Origin of the sequence: Blautia sp. 1033sp1_1033st1_G9_1033SCRN_220408, assembly GCF_040929965.1 — a bacterium.
In the GTDB taxonomy this organism is placed as follows: domain Bacteria; phylum Bacillota; class Clostridia; order Lachnospirales; family Lachnospiraceae; genus Blautia_A; species Blautia_A ammoniilytica.
The window spans coordinates 201,349-216,695 of record NZ_JBFKZO010000003.1 but is presented as its reverse complement, the minus strand read 5'-3'; the positions used below and the strand labels follow the sequence as shown (position 1 = coordinate 216,695).

At 44.2% G+C, this 15,347-nt stretch carries 15 protein-coding genes and 1 other annotated feature; of the genes, 13 read left to right on the top strand and 2 right to left on the bottom strand.

All coding sequences use genetic code 11. From position 1 onward, the window contains the following. The first annotated feature begins 10 nt into the window (after positions 1-10). From AB5916_RS03995 to AB5916_RS03970, 6 genes are all read left to right on the top strand, one after another. Positions 11-283: a DUF370 domain-containing protein gene (locus AB5916_RS03995; RefSeq protein ID WP_158420318.1), complete on the top strand. Its 273-nt coding sequence runs from the start codon at positions 11-13 to the stop codon at positions 281-283. Next, positions 276-896, top strand: a complete 621-nt coding sequence (gene gmk / locus AB5916_RS03990) for a guanylate kinase (protein ID WP_368189340.1) — start codon at positions 276-278, stop codon at positions 894-896. Before AB5916_RS03995 ends, gmk begins: the two co-directional genes overlap by 8 nt. A gap of 133 nt (positions 897-1,029) precedes the next feature. Beyond that, entirely contained in the window at positions 1,030-1,368 is a 339-nt protein-coding gene (rpoZ, locus tag AB5916_RS03985) for a DNA-directed RNA polymerase subunit omega (protein WP_368189339.1), read from the top strand. 4 nt (positions 1,369-1,372) lie between these two features. After that, the gene (rimO, locus tag AB5916_RS03980; protein ID WP_368189338.1) at positions 1,373-2,710 is read left to right on the top strand and encodes a 30S ribosomal protein S12 methylthiotransferase RimO; all 1,338 of its coding nucleotides are present in this window, start codon (positions 1,373-1,375) and stop codon (positions 2,708-2,710) included. Then, entirely contained in the window at positions 2,694-3,233 is a 540-nt protein-coding gene (pgsA, locus tag AB5916_RS03975; RefSeq protein ID WP_158420322.1) for a CDP-diacylglycerol--glycerol-3-phosphate 3-phosphatidyltransferase, read from the top strand. The genes rimO and pgsA overlap by 17 nt, the downstream gene beginning before the upstream one ends. 20 nt (positions 3,234-3,253) lie before the next feature. Beyond that, the gene (locus AB5916_RS03970) at positions 3,254-4,522 is read left to right on the top strand and encodes a competence/damage-inducible protein A (RefSeq protein WP_368189337.1); all 1,269 of its coding nucleotides are present in this window, start codon (positions 3,254-3,256) and stop codon (positions 4,520-4,522) included. 49 nt (positions 4,523-4,571) lie between these two features. Here the strand turns inward: AB5916_RS03970 and AB5916_RS03965 are convergent, their stop codons facing one another. Beyond that, on the bottom strand, positions 4,572-4,844 hold the full coding sequence (locus AB5916_RS03965; protein WP_158420324.1) for a hypothetical protein: 273 nt from the start codon (positions 4,842-4,844) through the stop codon (positions 4,572-4,574). A 129-nt stretch (positions 4,845-4,973) separates the two neighbouring features. Here AB5916_RS03965 and AB5916_RS03960 point away from each other — a divergent pair, with 129 nt between their 5' ends. Further along, on the top strand, positions 4,974-5,120 hold the full coding sequence (locus AB5916_RS03960; protein WP_368189336.1) for a hypothetical protein: 147 nt from the start codon (positions 4,974-4,976) through the stop codon (positions 5,118-5,120). A 21-nt stretch (positions 5,121-5,141) separates the two neighbouring features. On the opposite strand, the gene AB5916_RS03955 is transcribed toward AB5916_RS03960, so the two are convergent. Continuing rightward, positions 5,142-5,468, bottom strand: a complete 327-nt coding sequence (locus AB5916_RS03955; protein ID WP_368189335.1) for a hypothetical protein — start codon at positions 5,466-5,468, stop codon at positions 5,142-5,144. A 199-nt stretch (positions 5,469-5,667) separates the two neighbouring features. Between AB5916_RS03955 and AB5916_RS03950 the strand changes: the two genes are divergently transcribed. The 6 genes from AB5916_RS03950 to cls all read left to right on the top strand — a co-directional run bounded on the left by AB5916_RS03950 (position 5,668) and on the right by cls (position 15,206). Then, the gene (locus tag AB5916_RS03950; RefSeq protein ID WP_368189334.1) at positions 5,668-7,050 is read left to right on the top strand and encodes an N-acetylmuramoyl-L-alanine amidase family protein; all 1,383 of its coding nucleotides are present in this window, start codon (positions 5,668-5,670) and stop codon (positions 7,048-7,050) included. 11 nt (positions 7,051-7,061) lie between these two features. After that, entirely contained in the window at positions 7,062-8,765 is a 1,704-nt protein-coding gene (locus AB5916_RS03945; RefSeq protein WP_368189333.1) for a DNA mismatch repair protein MutS, read from the top strand. A gap of 127 nt (positions 8,766-8,892) precedes the next feature. Continuing rightward, positions 8,893-9,155 (top strand) — a binding site (T-box leader). Between the two features lie 43 nt (positions 9,156-9,198). Further along, entirely contained in the window at positions 9,199-10,428 is a 1,230-nt protein-coding gene (tyrS, locus tag AB5916_RS03940) for a tyrosine--tRNA ligase (protein ID WP_158420327.1), read from the top strand. Positions 10,429-10,514: 86 nt separating this feature from the next. Continuing rightward, on the top strand, positions 10,515-13,154 hold the full coding sequence (gene alaS, locus AB5916_RS03935; RefSeq protein ID WP_368189332.1) for an alanine--tRNA ligase: 2,640 nt from the start codon (positions 10,515-10,517) through the stop codon (positions 13,152-13,154). A 180-nt stretch (positions 13,155-13,334) separates the two neighbouring features. Continuing rightward, entirely contained in the window at positions 13,335-13,511 is a 177-nt protein-coding gene (gene rpsU / locus AB5916_RS03930) for a 30S ribosomal protein S21 (protein ID WP_004222305.1), read from the top strand. Positions 13,512-13,655: 144 nt separating this feature from the next. Then, positions 13,656-15,206 carry a cardiolipin synthase gene (gene cls, locus AB5916_RS03925; RefSeq protein WP_368189331.1) on the top strand — a complete coding sequence of 517 codons (1,551 nt, stop codon included), beginning with the start codon at positions 13,656-13,658 and terminating at the stop codon, positions 15,204-15,206. Positions 15,207-15,347 lie beyond the last annotated feature (141 nt).

Sequence of the window (15,347 nt, the reverse complement as noted above, 5' to 3'; positions counted from 1 at the left end):
GATTTGTTTTATGGCAAAATTAATTAATATTGGTTTTGGTAATGTGGTAAATTCCCAGAAGATTGTTGCAGTTGTAAGCCCGGATGCAGCACCTGTGAAGCGGATGGTGCAGAGTATCAAAGGCACCCGTTCACTGATCGATGCCACACAGGGACGAAAGACAAAAGCAGTGATCATCACATCGGATGATTACCTTGTATTGTCGGCATTACAGCCGGATACCATTGCCAGAAGATTTGCAGAAGTATATGAATATGAAAGCAGGGGAGAGAACCATGAGTAAAGGGATACTTGTTGTAGTATCTGGATTTTCTGGTGCCGGGAAAGGCACTGTAATGAAACGTCTGATGGAAAAATATGACAATTATGCATTGTCTGTTTCTGTTACCACCAGATCCCCCAGACCGGGAGAGCAAGATGGAAAAGAATATTTCTTCCGTACAAGGGAAGAATTTGAGGAGCTGATCCAAAAGGATGCCCTCATTGAATATGCCCAGTATGTAAAGAATTATTATGGGACGCCCCGTGCCTATGTAGAAGAACAGCTAAATGCAGGTAAGGATGTGATCCTTGAGATCGAGATTCAGGGAGCCCGCAAAATCAAAGCAAAGAATCCGGAAGCATTGCTGATCTTTATTGCACCTCCATCTATGTCAGAGCTGAAAAACCGTCTTGTTGGCAGAGGTACAGAAACACCCCAGGTGATCGAGAGCCGTCTTCACAGGGCAGCAGAAGAATCCCAGGGTGTGGAGGAATATGATTATCTTCTTTTAAATGATGAGCTGGAAATCTGTGTGGATGAGCTTCACAGGATCATCCAAAGCGAACACAGCCGGATCAGCAGGAATCTTGGTTTTATCCAGGAACTTCGTAAGGAGGCCAGTCAGCTGGGCTGAAAGGTGCAATATGATAAGATAAGATCACAGACATTTACGTATTACAGGTGTGAAAGGTTTGAACCTGTCCGGACTATGTCAGGACAGGAGAATGACTTTACAATATAAAATTATAAAAAGGAGCAGGATAGATATGATTCATCCATCTTATTCAGAATTAATCGAGGCAATCAATACAAATAACGAAGACGACGACGAGAGCATGGTTCTGAACAGCCGTTATTCTCTGGTACTTGCTACCAGTAAGCGTGCACGCCAGCTGATCGCCGGATCCAAACCACTTGTAGAAGGAGCAGCCGGAAAGAAACCTCTGGCCATTGCTATTGATGAACTTTACAAAGGAAAAGTAAAGATCCTTCCTGGCAAGCATGAGGATGAGGAAGAAGTAGCTGCAGCAGAAGAGACAGCAACAGAGACATCAAAAGAGGAGAATACTGCTTCTGCAGAGGAGTCTTTGTCAGAAGAGGCATGATTATATGAAATTATTATTTGTTTCCCTGGGATGTGACAAGAATCTGGTGGACTCAGAAGAAATGCTGGGGCTTCTTACCAGGAATGGTCATGAGATTGTTGACGATGAGACAATGGCAGATGCTATTATTGTAAATACCTGCTGCTTTATCGGAGACGCCAAAGAGGAAAGTGTGAATACGATCCTTGAAATGGCAGAATATAAGAAAGCCGGTTCCTGTAAAGTTTTGATCGTTACAGGATGTATGGCACAGCGCTATAAAGAAGAAATTATTCAGGAGATTCCAGAGGTAGACGCCGTTCTTGGTACTACTTCTTATGGGGAGATCCTGAAGGCAATGGAAGCCGCAAAAGCCGGAAAACATTTCCAGGAATTTAAAGACATTGACTATCTGCCGGAAGATCTGGGCAGGCGTGTGCTTACTACAGGTGGTCATTATGGATATCTGAAGATTGCAGAAGGCTGTGATAAGCACTGCACTTACTGCATTATCCCCAAATTGCGTGGCAGGTACCGCAGTGTTCCTATGGAACGCCTTCTTAAGCAGGCTATGGATATGGCAGAACAAGGTGTGAAGGAGCTGATTCTTGTAGCCCAGGAGACTACAGTATATGGCAAGGATCTTTATGGTAAGAAATCTCTTCATATCCTTCTGAAAGAGCTTTGTAAGATTCAAGGAATCAGATGGATACGTATTCTGTATTGCTATCCGGAAGAGATTTATGATGAGTTGATCCAGGTCATGAAGGAAGAAGAAAAGATATGTAATTATCTAGATCTTCCAATCCAGCATGCCAGCGATCCGGTTCTGAAAAGAATGGGCCGCAGGACAACAAAAGCAGAATTGGTGGAAATCATAGAGAAGCTTCGCAGTGAGATTCCTGATATTATCCTTCGTACCACGCTGATCACCGGTTTCCCAGGAGAAACAGAAGAAGACTATCAGGAACTGATGGATTTTGTGGATCAGATGGAATTTGACCGTCTGGGAGTTTTTACTTACTCTCAGGAAGAAGATACACCAGCTGCTTCCATGGAGGGACAGATCCCCGAAGAATTAAAGGAAGAAAGAAAAGATCAGCTGATGGAGCTTCAGCAGGAAATATCCCTGGAAAAGGGCCAGCAGAGGGTCGGGCAGGTAGTATCTGTGATGATCGAAGGTCAGATTTCAGGAGAAAGTGCTTATATTGGCAGGACTTATGGAGATGCACCAAAGGTAGATGGCTATATTTTTGTGCAGACAGGAGAGCTTCTGGTAACAGGAGATTTTGTGAATGTACGGATCACCGGTGCATTGGAATATGACTTGATAGGAGAATTGGAAGATGAATATACCGAATAAACTTACGGTTGCAAGAATGATCATGGTGCCGTTTTTTGTCCTGTTCAGCCTTACAGGCTGGGGAGGTGCTGCGAACCGCTATATCTGTCTTGTTATTTTTGTAGGAGCCAGCATTACGGACTGGATGGACGGTCATCTTGCAAGAAAGAATAATCTTGTTACGAATTTTGGAAAGTTTATGGATCCTCTGGCTGATAAGCTTCTGGTATGCTCTTCCCTGATCTGTATGGTGGAATTGAACCGTCTGGAGGCCTGGATTGTGATCATCATCATCGCCAGAGAATTTATTATCAGTGGGTTCCGCCTGATCGCAGCTGAGAACGGAGTAGTGATCGCAGCCAATTACTGGGGCAAATTTAAGACAACCGCTCAGATGATCATGATCATTTTGCTGATCCTGAACTTTGATGGCATCTTTCACATCCTTGCCCGTGGTTTTGTATGGATCTCACTGGCATTGACGATTATCTCACTGTTGACTTACATTATGGAGAATAAGAACGTATTATCCATGCAGGAATAATAACTGCGAAAGGAAAAAATATGATTGCAGAGATTGTAACGGTAGGAACCGAGATATTGCTTGGTAATATTGTGAATACCAACAGTGCATATCTGGCAGTGGAATGTGCGAACCTTGGTCTGACTGTATATTATCAGAGTGTGGTAGGAGACAATGAAGAACGGATGAAGGCAGTGATCCGTACGGCACTGGACCGGTCTGATGTTGTGATCCTTACCGGTGGTCTTGGACCTACAGAGGATGACCTTACCAAAGAGGTAACAGCTGAAGTGATGGGGATGCCTCTTGTTGAGGATGCACATTCCAAGGAGCGCATCGAGCGCTATATGAAAGAATATAAGAAAAATAATTCCCAGCGCCGCATCACATCGAATAACTATAAGCAGGCACTCATTCCAGAGGGGGCACTTGTACTGGATAATCACAATGGGACAGCTCCTGGGCTGATCCTTGAGAAGGATGGGAAGATTGCCATTCTGCTTCCCGGACCTCCGGTAGAATTAAAGCCTATGTTTACAGAGGAGGTTTATCCTTATCTCCGCAAAAAACAGCCGGAAATCATTTACTCCCAGGTAGTGAAGATCTGCGGGATTGGCGAGAGCCAGGTGGCAGAGGATATTCAGGATATGATCCAGGCACAGACCAATCCTACCATTGCACCTTATGCAAAAGTAGGTGAAGTACATTTGCGGATCACTGCAAAGGCGTCTGACGAGAAGGAAGGCAAAAAACTGATCAAACCTGTGGTAAGGGAACTGAAACGCAGGTTTGGCAGAAATATATTTGCAACTGAGGCAGAGAAAACACTGGAAGAAGCGGTGGTAGATATGCTTCGTGACCAGCAGCTCACACTTGCATTGGCTGAGTCCTGCACAGGTGGAGAGATTGCAGCCAGGATCGTGAATGTGCCAGGTGCATCCCAGGTATTTACCCATGGTTTTGTCACATACAGTAATCGTGCCAAGAGAAAATGCCTTGGCGTAAAGAAAGCCACACTGAAGCTGGAAGGTGCTGTTTCAGCCAAATGCGCAAAGGAAATGGCAAAGGGAGGATGTAATGCGGCAGAGGCTGACATCTGCCTTTCTATTACAGGGCTGGCAGGCCCTGACGGAGGCACAAAGGAAACACCTGTGGGCACTGTATTTATGGGCTGTTGTTATAATGGCAAGGTTGTTACACGGGAGTTCCATTTCACAGGGAACCGCACCAAGATCCGACAGCAGGCAACTGCACATGCTCTTGCTTTTTTACGTGAATGCATGATGGAAGGTATTTCAAAATCTGAGTAAAATGATTCAGCCATGAACAGCAGAAATTGGTTCATGGCTGTTTTTATATTCATTTTATCATTTTCATAAGTTGTATTACCTGATCCAGTTTCCGGGTTTCTTCCGGGCTTTTTCCAATTTTTAGTACCTGTATGATGGTATCAATCTCATTATCTGAAAAATTCATACCTGCCTGCTTTCCCCGGGCAGCTGCACTCATGATGTAAGGCAGCATCTGGGAAGGGCTTTTCCCTGCTCCCTGCATGGCCAGTTGGGAAAGCATATCTAATTTCCCGCGGTCTAATTGTGACAGTTTAGGGTTGTCTTTCCAGTTTTGATCCATTTAAAACCTCCTTAAATAGGGGCAGATCTGCCCCGTGATCTTTACTAATTTATGATTTTATTATTAAAATATGACAGGACAGCGGCCTGTGACATAAACTGATAGAAAGAATGAAAGCAGGAGATCGATATGGAAAAGAAAGAGAATGGCAGGCAGCGAATTATTTTTGATGGAACTGCCTTTTATGAAATAGATCTGGAATGTGTGGAACAAAAAAGAAAGGATCAGGAGGAACGGGAAAAAGAGAGAAACCCACAGACAAAAGGGGCGCATTAAGCGCCCCAAGGACAGGAATGATCAGCATCCACATCCGCATCCGCCATAGCCTGACAGGAGCAAAAGTACAATGATCAGCCAGCTGCAGTCATTACTGCCGCAGCCATTGCAGTTGTTTCCATAACCATTGCATCCGCTAAGGCAAAGTATGATGATGAGCCAGAGTATGCAATTACAGTTCCCGTTGTTCAGGTTGTTGAAGCCCAGGCATCCATTGTTGCCGCATCCGCATCCATTGTTGCCGCATCCGCATCCATTGCTGTTGCATCCGCATCCGTTGTCACATCCACATCCGCATCCGGATCTTTCCTCAGAACATCCACAGTTGGTAGCTGCTAAATCACTCATGTTAAAATCCTCCAGAAATTGTTTACACTTCATCTTATGAACAGGACAAGATTTGTGTGAATCATAATTACACCTGTGCACAGCAACATAATTACAATGAATTGACAGATTTATTATCTTAGGATATAATGAAAGAAATTTAACAACTTTGTAATCTTTGAAATGAAATCGACATAATTTGACAAACGGAGAGACGGATATGAGTGAAAAAGCAAAAAAATTTTCCAGGAATCATTTTTTACTGGTGCTGTTAGCGGTATTTGCTGCAGTACTCACATTACAAATGGGAGCAGGGGAAGTAAAGGCTGCTGCCAAGGGATTTCGTACAGTAAAAGGGAAAACATACTACATAGATGACAGCGGCAAGAAGCATAAAGGCTGGCTGAACCTGAACGGAAAGAAATATTATTTCAATAAGAAAACAGGGGTACAGGTAAAGGGCTGGCAGTTAGACAGTAAGGGCCGGAAAGTACGGTACTTTTCCATGGGCAAAGGGATCATGGCCACCGGCTTTGTAAAGGACAAGTCTGGGATCACACGTTATTTTTCCCCTGCAAACGGACGTATGGTTACTGGATGGATGAAAGATGCCAATGGATACCGGTATTATTTTAAAAAGAACACAGGTGCCATGCTGAAGGGATGGGTAACTGTTTCCGGCAGGAAGCGGTACTTCTCCGGTTCCGGCCGTATGGCTACAGGCTGGGTAGTGAATTCCAAACAGCATGCCCGGTATTTCAGCCCAAAGAGCGGTTTTATGTATACCGGTCTTCAGAAGGTAGATGGAGCATATTACTATTTTGTAAAATCAACAGGCTTCCGTTACCAGAAGGGCTTTTACACCATTTCAAAGAAGAAATATTATTTTAATCCAACGGATGGACGTGCACAGACCGGTTGGCTTACATTAAATGGCAAAACATATTATTTTAATTCCAAAGGGGTTATGTATACCAATACAACAGCAGTGATCGACGGTATATCTTATAAGTTCAGCTCCAGCGGTGTTGCTTCTCAGGTTGCTGCTCCAAATGTGGTTGCCAATGATAAGACCATGATTGTCTATGATGAGAAAAATGCCAGAAATTATACAGTAATGAAGGAATACTTAAGCCATCCGGGTGTTGCTAACGGAGAAAAGTCTGATCTGGATCTGTTGGCAGCTTTCTGCGAGTCTGAGGCTGGCAATCAGGGGCTGGTAGGTATGGAAGCTGTAGTACTTACCGTGCTGAACCGTACCATTAAGGCAGACAGGGAGTTTCCATCCAGTGTACGTTATGTGCTGTACCATGGCACCACGTTCCCACAGTATTCAGTTGTGACAAATGGAGTACTTCTGAAACGTCTGAATGGGCAGTTTGATAACAGGGAGCTTGCTTATCAGGCAGCCAGTGAAGCGATGAAGATTTTTAATGAATATGTGACAAATGGGACTAAGAGAACGTTGAAAGGCATTGATACAAAAGACTTCAATTATATGTATTTTATGACGATCAGTGCATACTGGAAACAGCCACTTAATTTCAGTAAAGTGAAATCCTGTCAATATAAGGATCATATGTTTTTTGTTGACTGGGTATAAAGGAGGCTGGGATGAACCATTCATACCTTACATCGATTTTGATGGCAGCAGGATTTATCCTGCTGTTTGTCATATGGATACTGCATGAAAACAGGAAAAACCAAAAACAGCTTCTTCAAAAGATCAGAAACGCGTACGGAAAGCCGTCGCAGCGTAGATATGAGCCAGGGGATCTGGATAAGATCTCTCATTACTACAAACGGATAAAAGAAGATCGATTTTATATTGATGACATTACCTGGAATGACCTGGATCTGGACAGTATGTATATGATGGTGAATCAGACCATTTCCTCACCAGGAGAGGATGTGCTTTATTCCATGATGAGGCTTCCCGTGTTTTCAAAAGAAGAAGCAGATAAAAGAGAAGATCTGATTCAGTTCTTTGCTGCTTCCCAGCAAAAAAGAGAAAGGCTTTTGCAGTCTTTGGCCAAAATCAGCAAAAATGGCGCAGGCTCTCTCTCGGATACAGTACTGGCCTTAAAGGATGCGCCAAGAGTGCATGCAGGGATTCATGCGGTCCTTCTTCTGGTACTTCTGGCCAGCCTGGTGATCCTTCCTTTTTCGCCGGTTTATGGATTTTTCTTTTTGCTGATCATCATGATCACCAATGTGGTGGTGTATTATGCCGGCAGGGACAGGAAGCTGATCGAAGCCTACCTTATCTGTTTTTCCCAGCTGATACGTATGCTTTCAGCTGCAGATGAATTGGAACCAGTGGATTGGCCGGAAATCAAGGAGCAGATGGATGGTATCAGGGAGGGCAGGAAGGCCTTTCACAAAATTCGGAAAAGATCTGTTTTTATCACTGGCAGTAATGGAGCTGGGGATGGCCTTCAGGTAGTGATGGACTATGTGCGTATGCTCACCCATGTAGATATTCTTGTATATAACAGCCTGCTGGATCAGGTTCAGGGAAAGACCGGGCAGATCCTGCAGATGATCCAATGCATCGGAGAACTGGATGCTGCTATTTCTATAGCATCCTTTCGTGAAATGCTGTCTTACTGGTGCAGGCCGGAATTTCTGCCTTATACTACAGCACAGCCTGTTTCCCTGGAAGCGGCTGATCTGTATCATCCCCTTCTTACAGAAGCAGTTGCCAACAGTATCCAGGCTAAGGGCGGCACACTTGTGACAGGCTCCAATGCTTCCGGAAAGTCTACATTCCTTAAAAATGTGGCTTTAAACAGTATTCTGGCGCAGACCTTACTTACCTGTACCTGCAGCTGTTACAAGGCTCCTTTTTTGAAGGTTATGACTTCCATGGCTCTTAGGGATGATTTGTCCGGCGGCGAAAGTTATTTTATTGTAGAGATCAAATCCCTGAAAAGGATTCTGGATGAAGGTAAAAAAGAAGTTCCTCTATTGTGCATCATTGATGAGGTCCTTCGAGGAACCAATACGATTGAAAGAATAGCTGCATCCTCTCAGATCCTGAATGCTCTTGACAAAAAATGGATCCTGCCTTTTGCAGCCACTCATGATATTGAGCTTTCTTATATCCTGAATGGTGTTTATGAGAATTACCATTTTCAGGAAGAGGTACGTGAGCATGAAGTGGTGTTTGATTATATCCTGAGAAAAGGAAGGGCAACCACCAGAAATGCGATACGTCTTCTGGATATGCTGGGATACGATCCGAAGATCGTAAAAGCAGCAGGAATGGCGGCAGAGAATTTTGAAAGAACCGGTGTATGGAGAACAATAAACTGATTTTTTATAATTTTGGTATGGTGCAGATTTCTTTTAAAACGGTGACTGCATTGCATTAAGTTGTAAAAGCACCCTGGAAAAGCCTTGACTTTTTGGGGGCATCTTTGTATACTTGCAAATATATCAGAAAAAGACTTGGATGGGAAAGAGTAGCATAAGGATAAGTCTACAGAGAGCAGCCGGAGGGTGAGAGGCGCAGGTGGAAATTATGTGAATACCTCCCGGAGTTCCGCACCCAACAGATGATCTGTCTTAGTAGGCTGCGGCGGTGTGGCGTCCGTTACAAGGCTGAAGTGATTTGCTATAAGAGCCAGTCACTTGCGGAGGCAGAGAATGTGAGTTCTCAGCAAATTTAGGTGGTATCACGGGATCCCGGTTCTCGTCCTAAAAGGACAAGGAGCCGGGACTTTTTTATTAACAGGAGGAAAGAAAGATGACAGTTTGGGAAGAACTGAAAGCGAGAGGTCTGATCGCGCAGGTGACAGACGAGGACGAGATCAAAGAATTGGTAAATAATGGTAAGGCTACATTTTATATTGGCTTTGACCCCACAGCAGACAGTCTTCATGTAGGACACTTTATGGCACTTTGCCTGATGAAACGTCTTCAGATGGCAGGCAACCGTCCTATCGCACTGTTAGGCGGCGGTACAGGTATGATCGGAGATCCTTCCGGCAGAACAGATATGCGTCAGATGATGACTAAGGAAACCATTCAGCATAACATTGACTGTTTCAAGAAGCAGATGGAACGCTTTATTGATTTTTCAGATGGCAAGGCTATGATGGTGAATAATGCAGACTGGCTGATGAACCTGAATTACGTAGAGCTTTTAAGAGAGGTTGGCCCTCATTTCTCAGTCAACAGAATGCTGACAGCTGAGTGTTACAAGCAGCGTATGGAAAGAGGCTTAAGCTTCCTTGAATTTAACTACATGATCATGCAGAGCTATGACTTCTACATGCTGTTCCAGAAATACGGCTGCAATATGCAGTTCGGCGGCGATGACCAGTGGAGCAACATGCTGGGCGGTACAGAGCTGATCCGCAGAAAGCTGGGCAAAGATGCTTATGCAATGACCATCACTCTTCTGCTTAATTCAGAAGGCAAGAAGATGGGCAAAACCCAGTCCGGAGCTGTATGGCTGGATCCTAATAAAACCTCTCCATTTGATTTCTACCAGTACTGGCGTAATGTAGATGATGCAGATGTGATCAAATGCATGAAGCTTCTTACCTTCCTTCCTTTGGAGGAGATTCAGGAAATGGAGAAATGGGAAGGAAGCCAGCTGAACAAAGCCAAAGATATCCTGGCATACCAGCTGACAGAACTTGTTCACGGAGAAGAAGAGGCAAAGAAGGCCCAGGCCGGTGCACAGGCACTGTTCGGCGGCAGTGCAGATACAGCCCATATGCCATGTACAGAGCTTGAGGAAAGTGATTTTGCAGAGGATGGGACCATTGATCTGATCACTCTTCTTGTAAAATCAGGTCTTGTTCCTACCCGTTCCGAGGGCAGAAGAGCCATTGAACAGGGTGGAGTTTCTATTGACGGAGAGAAGAATACTGACATCCGACATGCCATGAAAAAAGAAGACTTCCAGGGTGAAGGCGTGATCCTGAAGCGTGGAAAGAAAAAATTCAATAAAGTTTGCTTAAAATAATAAGATATGCTAAGATAAAAAACAGTGCTTCCGCAGCTGCAAACAAGTGGCTGTGGACATTTTGAACGATGTAGGAGGAAATAGAAATGAAGAAATACGGAGTGAACGAACTTCGAAAGATGTTTCTGGATTTCATGGAAAGCAAGGGACACCTTGTAATGAAAAGCTTTCCCCTGGTTCCTCAGGGAGACAAAAGTGTTCTTCTGATCAATGCAGGTATGACACCTTTAAAACCATACTTTACAGGAGCTGAGAAGCCGCCTCGCACAAGGGTAAGTACCTGTCAGAAGTGTATTCGTACAGGTGATATTGAGAATGTAGGAAAGACTGCCCGTCATGGTACATTTTTTGAGATGCTTGGCAATTTTTCCTTTGGCGATTATTTTAAGAGAGAGGCACTGAACTGGTCCTGGGAGTTCCTTACAAAGGTAGTAGGACTGGATCCGGACAGGTTGTACCCTTCTGTATATGTGGATGATGATGAAGCTTTCCAGATCTGGAATAAAGAGATCGGCATCCCGGCAGAGCGTATTTTCAAATTCGGCAAAGAAGACAACTTCTGGGAGCATGGAGCAGGTCCTTGCGGTCCATGTTCAGAGATCTATTATGACCGTGGTGAGAAGTATGGCTGCGGTAAGCCAGGCTGTACAGTTGGCTGTGACTGTGACCGCTATATGGAAGTCTGGAACGATGTTTTTACACAGTTTGAGAATGACGGAAACGGCAATTACACAGAACTGAAACAGAAGAATATTGATACAGGTATGGGGCTTGAGCGTCTGGCTGTAGTTGTACAGGATGTGGATTCCATTTTTGATGTGGATACCATCTGCTCCCTGCGTAATCTTGTAAGCAAGATTTCAGGCAAAGAGTACGGCGTGAAGCATGAGTATGATGTTTCTATCCGTCTGATCACAGACCATATCCGTTCTGCTACATTTATGATCTCTGATGGTATTATGCCTACCAATGAAGGAAGAGGCTATGTGCTTCGCCGTCTGATCCGCCGTGCAGCCCGTCATGGACGCCTTCTTGGTATTGAGGGAGCATTCCTTTCCAAGCTTAGTGAGGAAGTGATCAATGGTTCCAAGGACGGATATCCGGAGCTGGAAGAAAAGAAGGATTTCATCTTCAGGGTACTTACCAATGAAGAGAATCAGTTCAATAAGACCATTGACCAGGGTCTGCGTATCCTTGGCGACATGGAAGAGGATATGAACCAGGCAGGGGAGAAGACACTTTCCGGTGCCAATGCATTCAAGCTGTATGATACTTATGGATTCCCTCTTGATCTTACAAAAGAGATCCTGGAGGAAAAGGGATACCAGGTAGACGAGGATGGCTTTAAGGCTGCTATGGATGAGCAGAGGAAAAAAGCTCGTGATGCCCGTGAAGTAACAAACTACATGGGCGCAGATGCTACAGTATATGACCAGATCGATACCTCTGTTACTACTGAGTTTGTAGGCTATGATCATCTGACTTTTGATTCCAAGGTGACCGTTCTTACTACAGAGACAGAAGTAGTATCTTCCCTTATGGAAGGACAGAAGGGTACTGTATTTGTAGAGCAGACACCATTTTATGCAACTATGGGCGGTCAGGTTGGCGACACTGGTGTGATCCAGACTGCAAATGGCAGATTTGTTGTAGAAGATACCATTAAGCTTCGTGGCGGCAAGTTTGGCCATGTTGGTTACATGGAGTCTGGCATGATCTCAGAGGGAGAGACCGTTTCTCTGATCGTGGACAGCCAGGCAAGAAAAGATACAGAGAAGAACCACAGTGCTACACATCTGCTTCAGAAGGCATTAAAGGCTGTACTTGGTGCACATGTAGAGCAGAAGGGTTCCCTTGTAACACCAGACAGACTGCGTTTTGATTTTGCTCATTTCCAGGCAATGACCAGTGAAGAGCTGTCAAAGGTAGAGGATCTTGTAAATGAAAAGATCCAGGCATCCCTTCCTGTTAATACAAATGTGATGGACATCGAGGAAGCAAAGAAATCCGGAGCTATGGCATTGTTCGGAGAGAAATATGCCCAGAAGGTACGTGTGGTTTCCATGGGGGATTTCTCCAAGGAACTTTGCGGTGGTACCCATGTAGCAAATACAGGGGAGATCATGCTGTTCAAGATTGTTTCCGAAGCAGGTATTGCAGCTGGTGTACGCCGTATTGAGGCTCTTACAGGCAAAGGTGTTATCGAATATTACAAGAAACAGGAAGAAATGCTTCAGGAAGCTGCCAAAGCATTAAAGGCAAATCCATCTCAGGTAGTGGAGAAGATCCAGCATCTGCAGAGTGAATTAAAGGCAGTATCTTCCGAGAACGAATCCCTTAAGAGTAAGCTGGCACAGGGAGCACTTGGGGACGTTATGGATCAGGTTGTGGAAGTGAAGGGCATTCGTCTTCTTGCTGCAAAGGTAGAGGGCGTTGATATGAACGGACTTCGTGACCTGGGCGATCAGCTGAAGGAAAAACTGGGCGAAGGCGTAGTTGTCCTTGCTGCAGTGAATGATGGTAAGGTAAATGTACTTGCCATGGCTACAGATGCTGCCCAGAAGGCAGGAGCACATGCAGGTAATCTTGTAAAAGCTGTGGCTGCTATTGTTGGCGGCGGCGGTGGCGGACGTCCGAATATGGCCCAGGCCGGCGGACGTAATCCTGAAAAAGCAGATGAGGCTATTGCAGCAGCTGCTGGTATTCTGGAAGGACAGCTGAAATAATCCGTCTTTTGGAAAAAGATTCAGACCAGGCAGGAATATGCAAAAAGATTTTGCAAAAAAAGCCAAAAGTTGTTGACGAACCAGCAGGGTATGATATATAATAATGTTTGTGCAAGAAAAATACCCATACAGTTGTATTTCAGCACAATCTACAACTGGAGGGAGGTTAGGTGTGGGTCTATGTCAAACGTAATCGTCAAAGAGAACGAGACTTTAGATAGCGCTCTTCGCAGATTTAAGAGAAGTTGTGCGAAAGCGGGTATCCAGCAGGAAATCCGTAAGAGAGAGCATTACGAGAAGCCAAGCGTTCGTCGTAAGAAAAAATCTGAAGCCGCAAGAAAACGTAAATATAATTAATTGTGCGCAAGAAATCCCTGACTGATACGGTCAGGGATTTTTATCTAAACGGATATACTTTTAAACGGATATACTTTCTGACGGTGGCATCACTATGCATGATAGGGAAACAGTTGGAAAGCTGGCGGGAAAGGACAGGAGATTATGATCATACTGAAGAAAATCACAAAACTTATTTTTAATCGATTGTTTTATGTGGTGCTTGCCATGGCTGTACAGCTGGGGTGGCTCCTGCTTCTGTTCTTAAAAGCTGCCAGCTATTCCAGATATATTTCAGTAGGACTTACTATCTTAAGCATTCTTGTTGTGCTGTGGATCGTAAACAGAGAGATCAATCCTTCTTACAAGCTGGCCTGGGCAATGCTGATCCTCAGTCTTCCTATTTTCGGACTGGTACTTTATCTTGTGTTTGGACAGTCCAGGATCGCCAGGACCATGCAGATGCAGTTTAATGAAATGCTTGTACAGACCAGTGATTATTTGAAAGATGATTCAGACACCAGGGAGAAGCTGGAGGCGGCAGATCGCTCGGCCTGTATACAATCGGATTACATTTTTCGTTCTTCCGGATATCCGGTACATGAGAATACTACAGCTGAGTATTTTCAAGTGGGTGACGATATGTTTCCTGTGCTTATCAAAGAACTGAATCAGGCAAAGCATTATATTTTTATTGAATACTTTATTATCCATGATGGAGTAATGTGGCGGACCATTCTGGATATCCTAGAGAAGAAGGTTAAGGAAGGGGTAGATGTACGGCTGATCTATGATGATATGGGATGCCTTACAACGCTTCCTCACAAATATTATCTTCAGCTCCGTGAAAAAGGGATCAAGTGTGAGGTATTTAATACCTTCCGCCCCATTTTGAATATTGTCCTGAACAATCGTGACCACCGAAAGTTCTGTATCATTGACGGATATGTGGGATTTACAGGCGGGATCAATCTTGCAGACGAGTATATTAACCAGAAGGAAAGGTTCGGACATTGGAAGGACACTGCAGTTATGCTGAAAGGCGAGGCTGTCTGGAATATGACAGCCATGTTCCTTCATATGTGGAAGGTAGTGACAAGATCCAGAGATTATGCCGAATTTGACCATTACCTGCCTCATACATGGCACAAGGATCAGTTTGAAAGTGACGGCTTTGTTCAGCCATTCTGTGATACGCCGCTGGATGGAGAGACGGTTGGTGAGAATGTATATCTGAATATCATCAACAGAGCCAAACATTATGTATATATCTGCACCCCCTATCTGATCATTGATAATGAGATGATGACTGCTCTATGTCTTGCTGCCAAAAGTGGTATTGATGTAAGGATTATGACACCGGGTATCCCGGATAAGAAGATGGTCTTCCTGCTGACACAGTCCTACTATAAGCAGCTGCTGGAGGCAGGGGTGAAGATTTATGAGTACCAGCCAGGCTTTCTTCACGCCAAGTCCTTTGTGTGTGATGATGAACTGGGAGTTGTTGGTACCATCAACCTAGATTACCGCAGCCTGTATCTTCATTTTGAAGATGGAGTATGGATCTGCCGTAATAAGGTAGTTATGGATATTAAAGAGGACTTTGTGGAGACGTTGCATTATTGTTCACCTGTGACTTTAGAATTTTGCAAGAACCGAAATATTTTTGTGCGGATCATGCAGAATATCTTAAGGCTTTTTGCGCCCATGTTGTAATATGCGAATGAAATCCCTGTGGATTCCTGTTGGTAAGATTTGCCAATAAGGATCTACAGGGATTTTTTCTGCAATAAATGATGCCAAATTTAAATAAGGAATGTGAAAATTGTTATGAATCCATGAAAAGTTATATAGAGC

Excerpts from the sequence above, each read along its gene's own strand:
- cls (WP_368189331.1), top strand. The coding sequence starts at position 13,656 with ATGATCATACTGAAGAAAATCACAAAACTTATTTTTAATCGATTGTTT.
- AB5916_RS03960 (WP_368189336.1), top strand. The coding sequence starts at position 4,974 with ATGGAAAAGAAAGAGAATGGCAGGCAGCGAATTATTTTTGATGGAACT.
- AB5916_RS03970 (WP_368189337.1), top strand. The coding sequence starts at position 3,254 with ATGATTGCAGAGATTGTAACGGTAGGAACCGAGATATTGCTTGGTAAT.
- AB5916_RS03950 (WP_368189334.1), top strand. The coding sequence starts at position 5,668 with ATGAGTGAAAAAGCAAAAAAATTTTCCAGGAATCATTTTTTACTGGTG.
- AB5916_RS03955 (WP_368189335.1), bottom strand. The coding sequence starts at position 5,468 with ATGAGTGATTTAGCAGCTACCAACTGTGGATGTTCTGAGGAAAGATCC.
- gmk (WP_368189340.1), top strand. The coding sequence starts at position 276 with ATGAGTAAAGGGATACTTGTTGTAGTATCTGGATTTTCTGGTGCCGGG.
- rpsU (WP_004222305.1), top strand. The coding sequence starts at position 13,335 with ATGTCAAACGTAATCGTCAAAGAGAACGAGACTTTAGATAGCGCTCTT.
- AB5916_RS03965 (WP_158420324.1), bottom strand. The coding sequence starts at position 4,844 with ATGGATCAAAACTGGAAAGACAACCCTAAACTGTCACAATTAGACCGC.
- AB5916_RS03995 (WP_158420318.1), top strand. The coding sequence starts at position 11 with ATGGCAAAATTAATTAATATTGGTTTTGGTAATGTGGTAAATTCCCAG.
- rpoZ (WP_368189339.1), top strand. The coding sequence starts at position 1,030 with ATGATTCATCCATCTTATTCAGAATTAATCGAGGCAATCAATACAAAT.
- AB5916_RS03945 (WP_368189333.1), top strand. The coding sequence starts at position 7,062 with ATGAACCATTCATACCTTACATCGATTTTGATGGCAGCAGGATTTATC.
- pgsA (WP_158420322.1), top strand. The coding sequence starts at position 2,694 with ATGAATATACCGAATAAACTTACGGTTGCAAGAATGATCATGGTGCCG.
- alaS (WP_368189332.1), top strand. The coding sequence starts at position 10,515 with ATGAAGAAATACGGAGTGAACGAACTTCGAAAGATGTTTCTGGATTTC.
- tyrS (WP_158420327.1), top strand. The coding sequence starts at position 9,199 with ATGACAGTTTGGGAAGAACTGAAAGCGAGAGGTCTGATCGCGCAGGTG.
- rimO (WP_368189338.1), top strand. The coding sequence starts at position 1,373 with ATGAAATTATTATTTGTTTCCCTGGGATGTGACAAGAATCTGGTGGAC.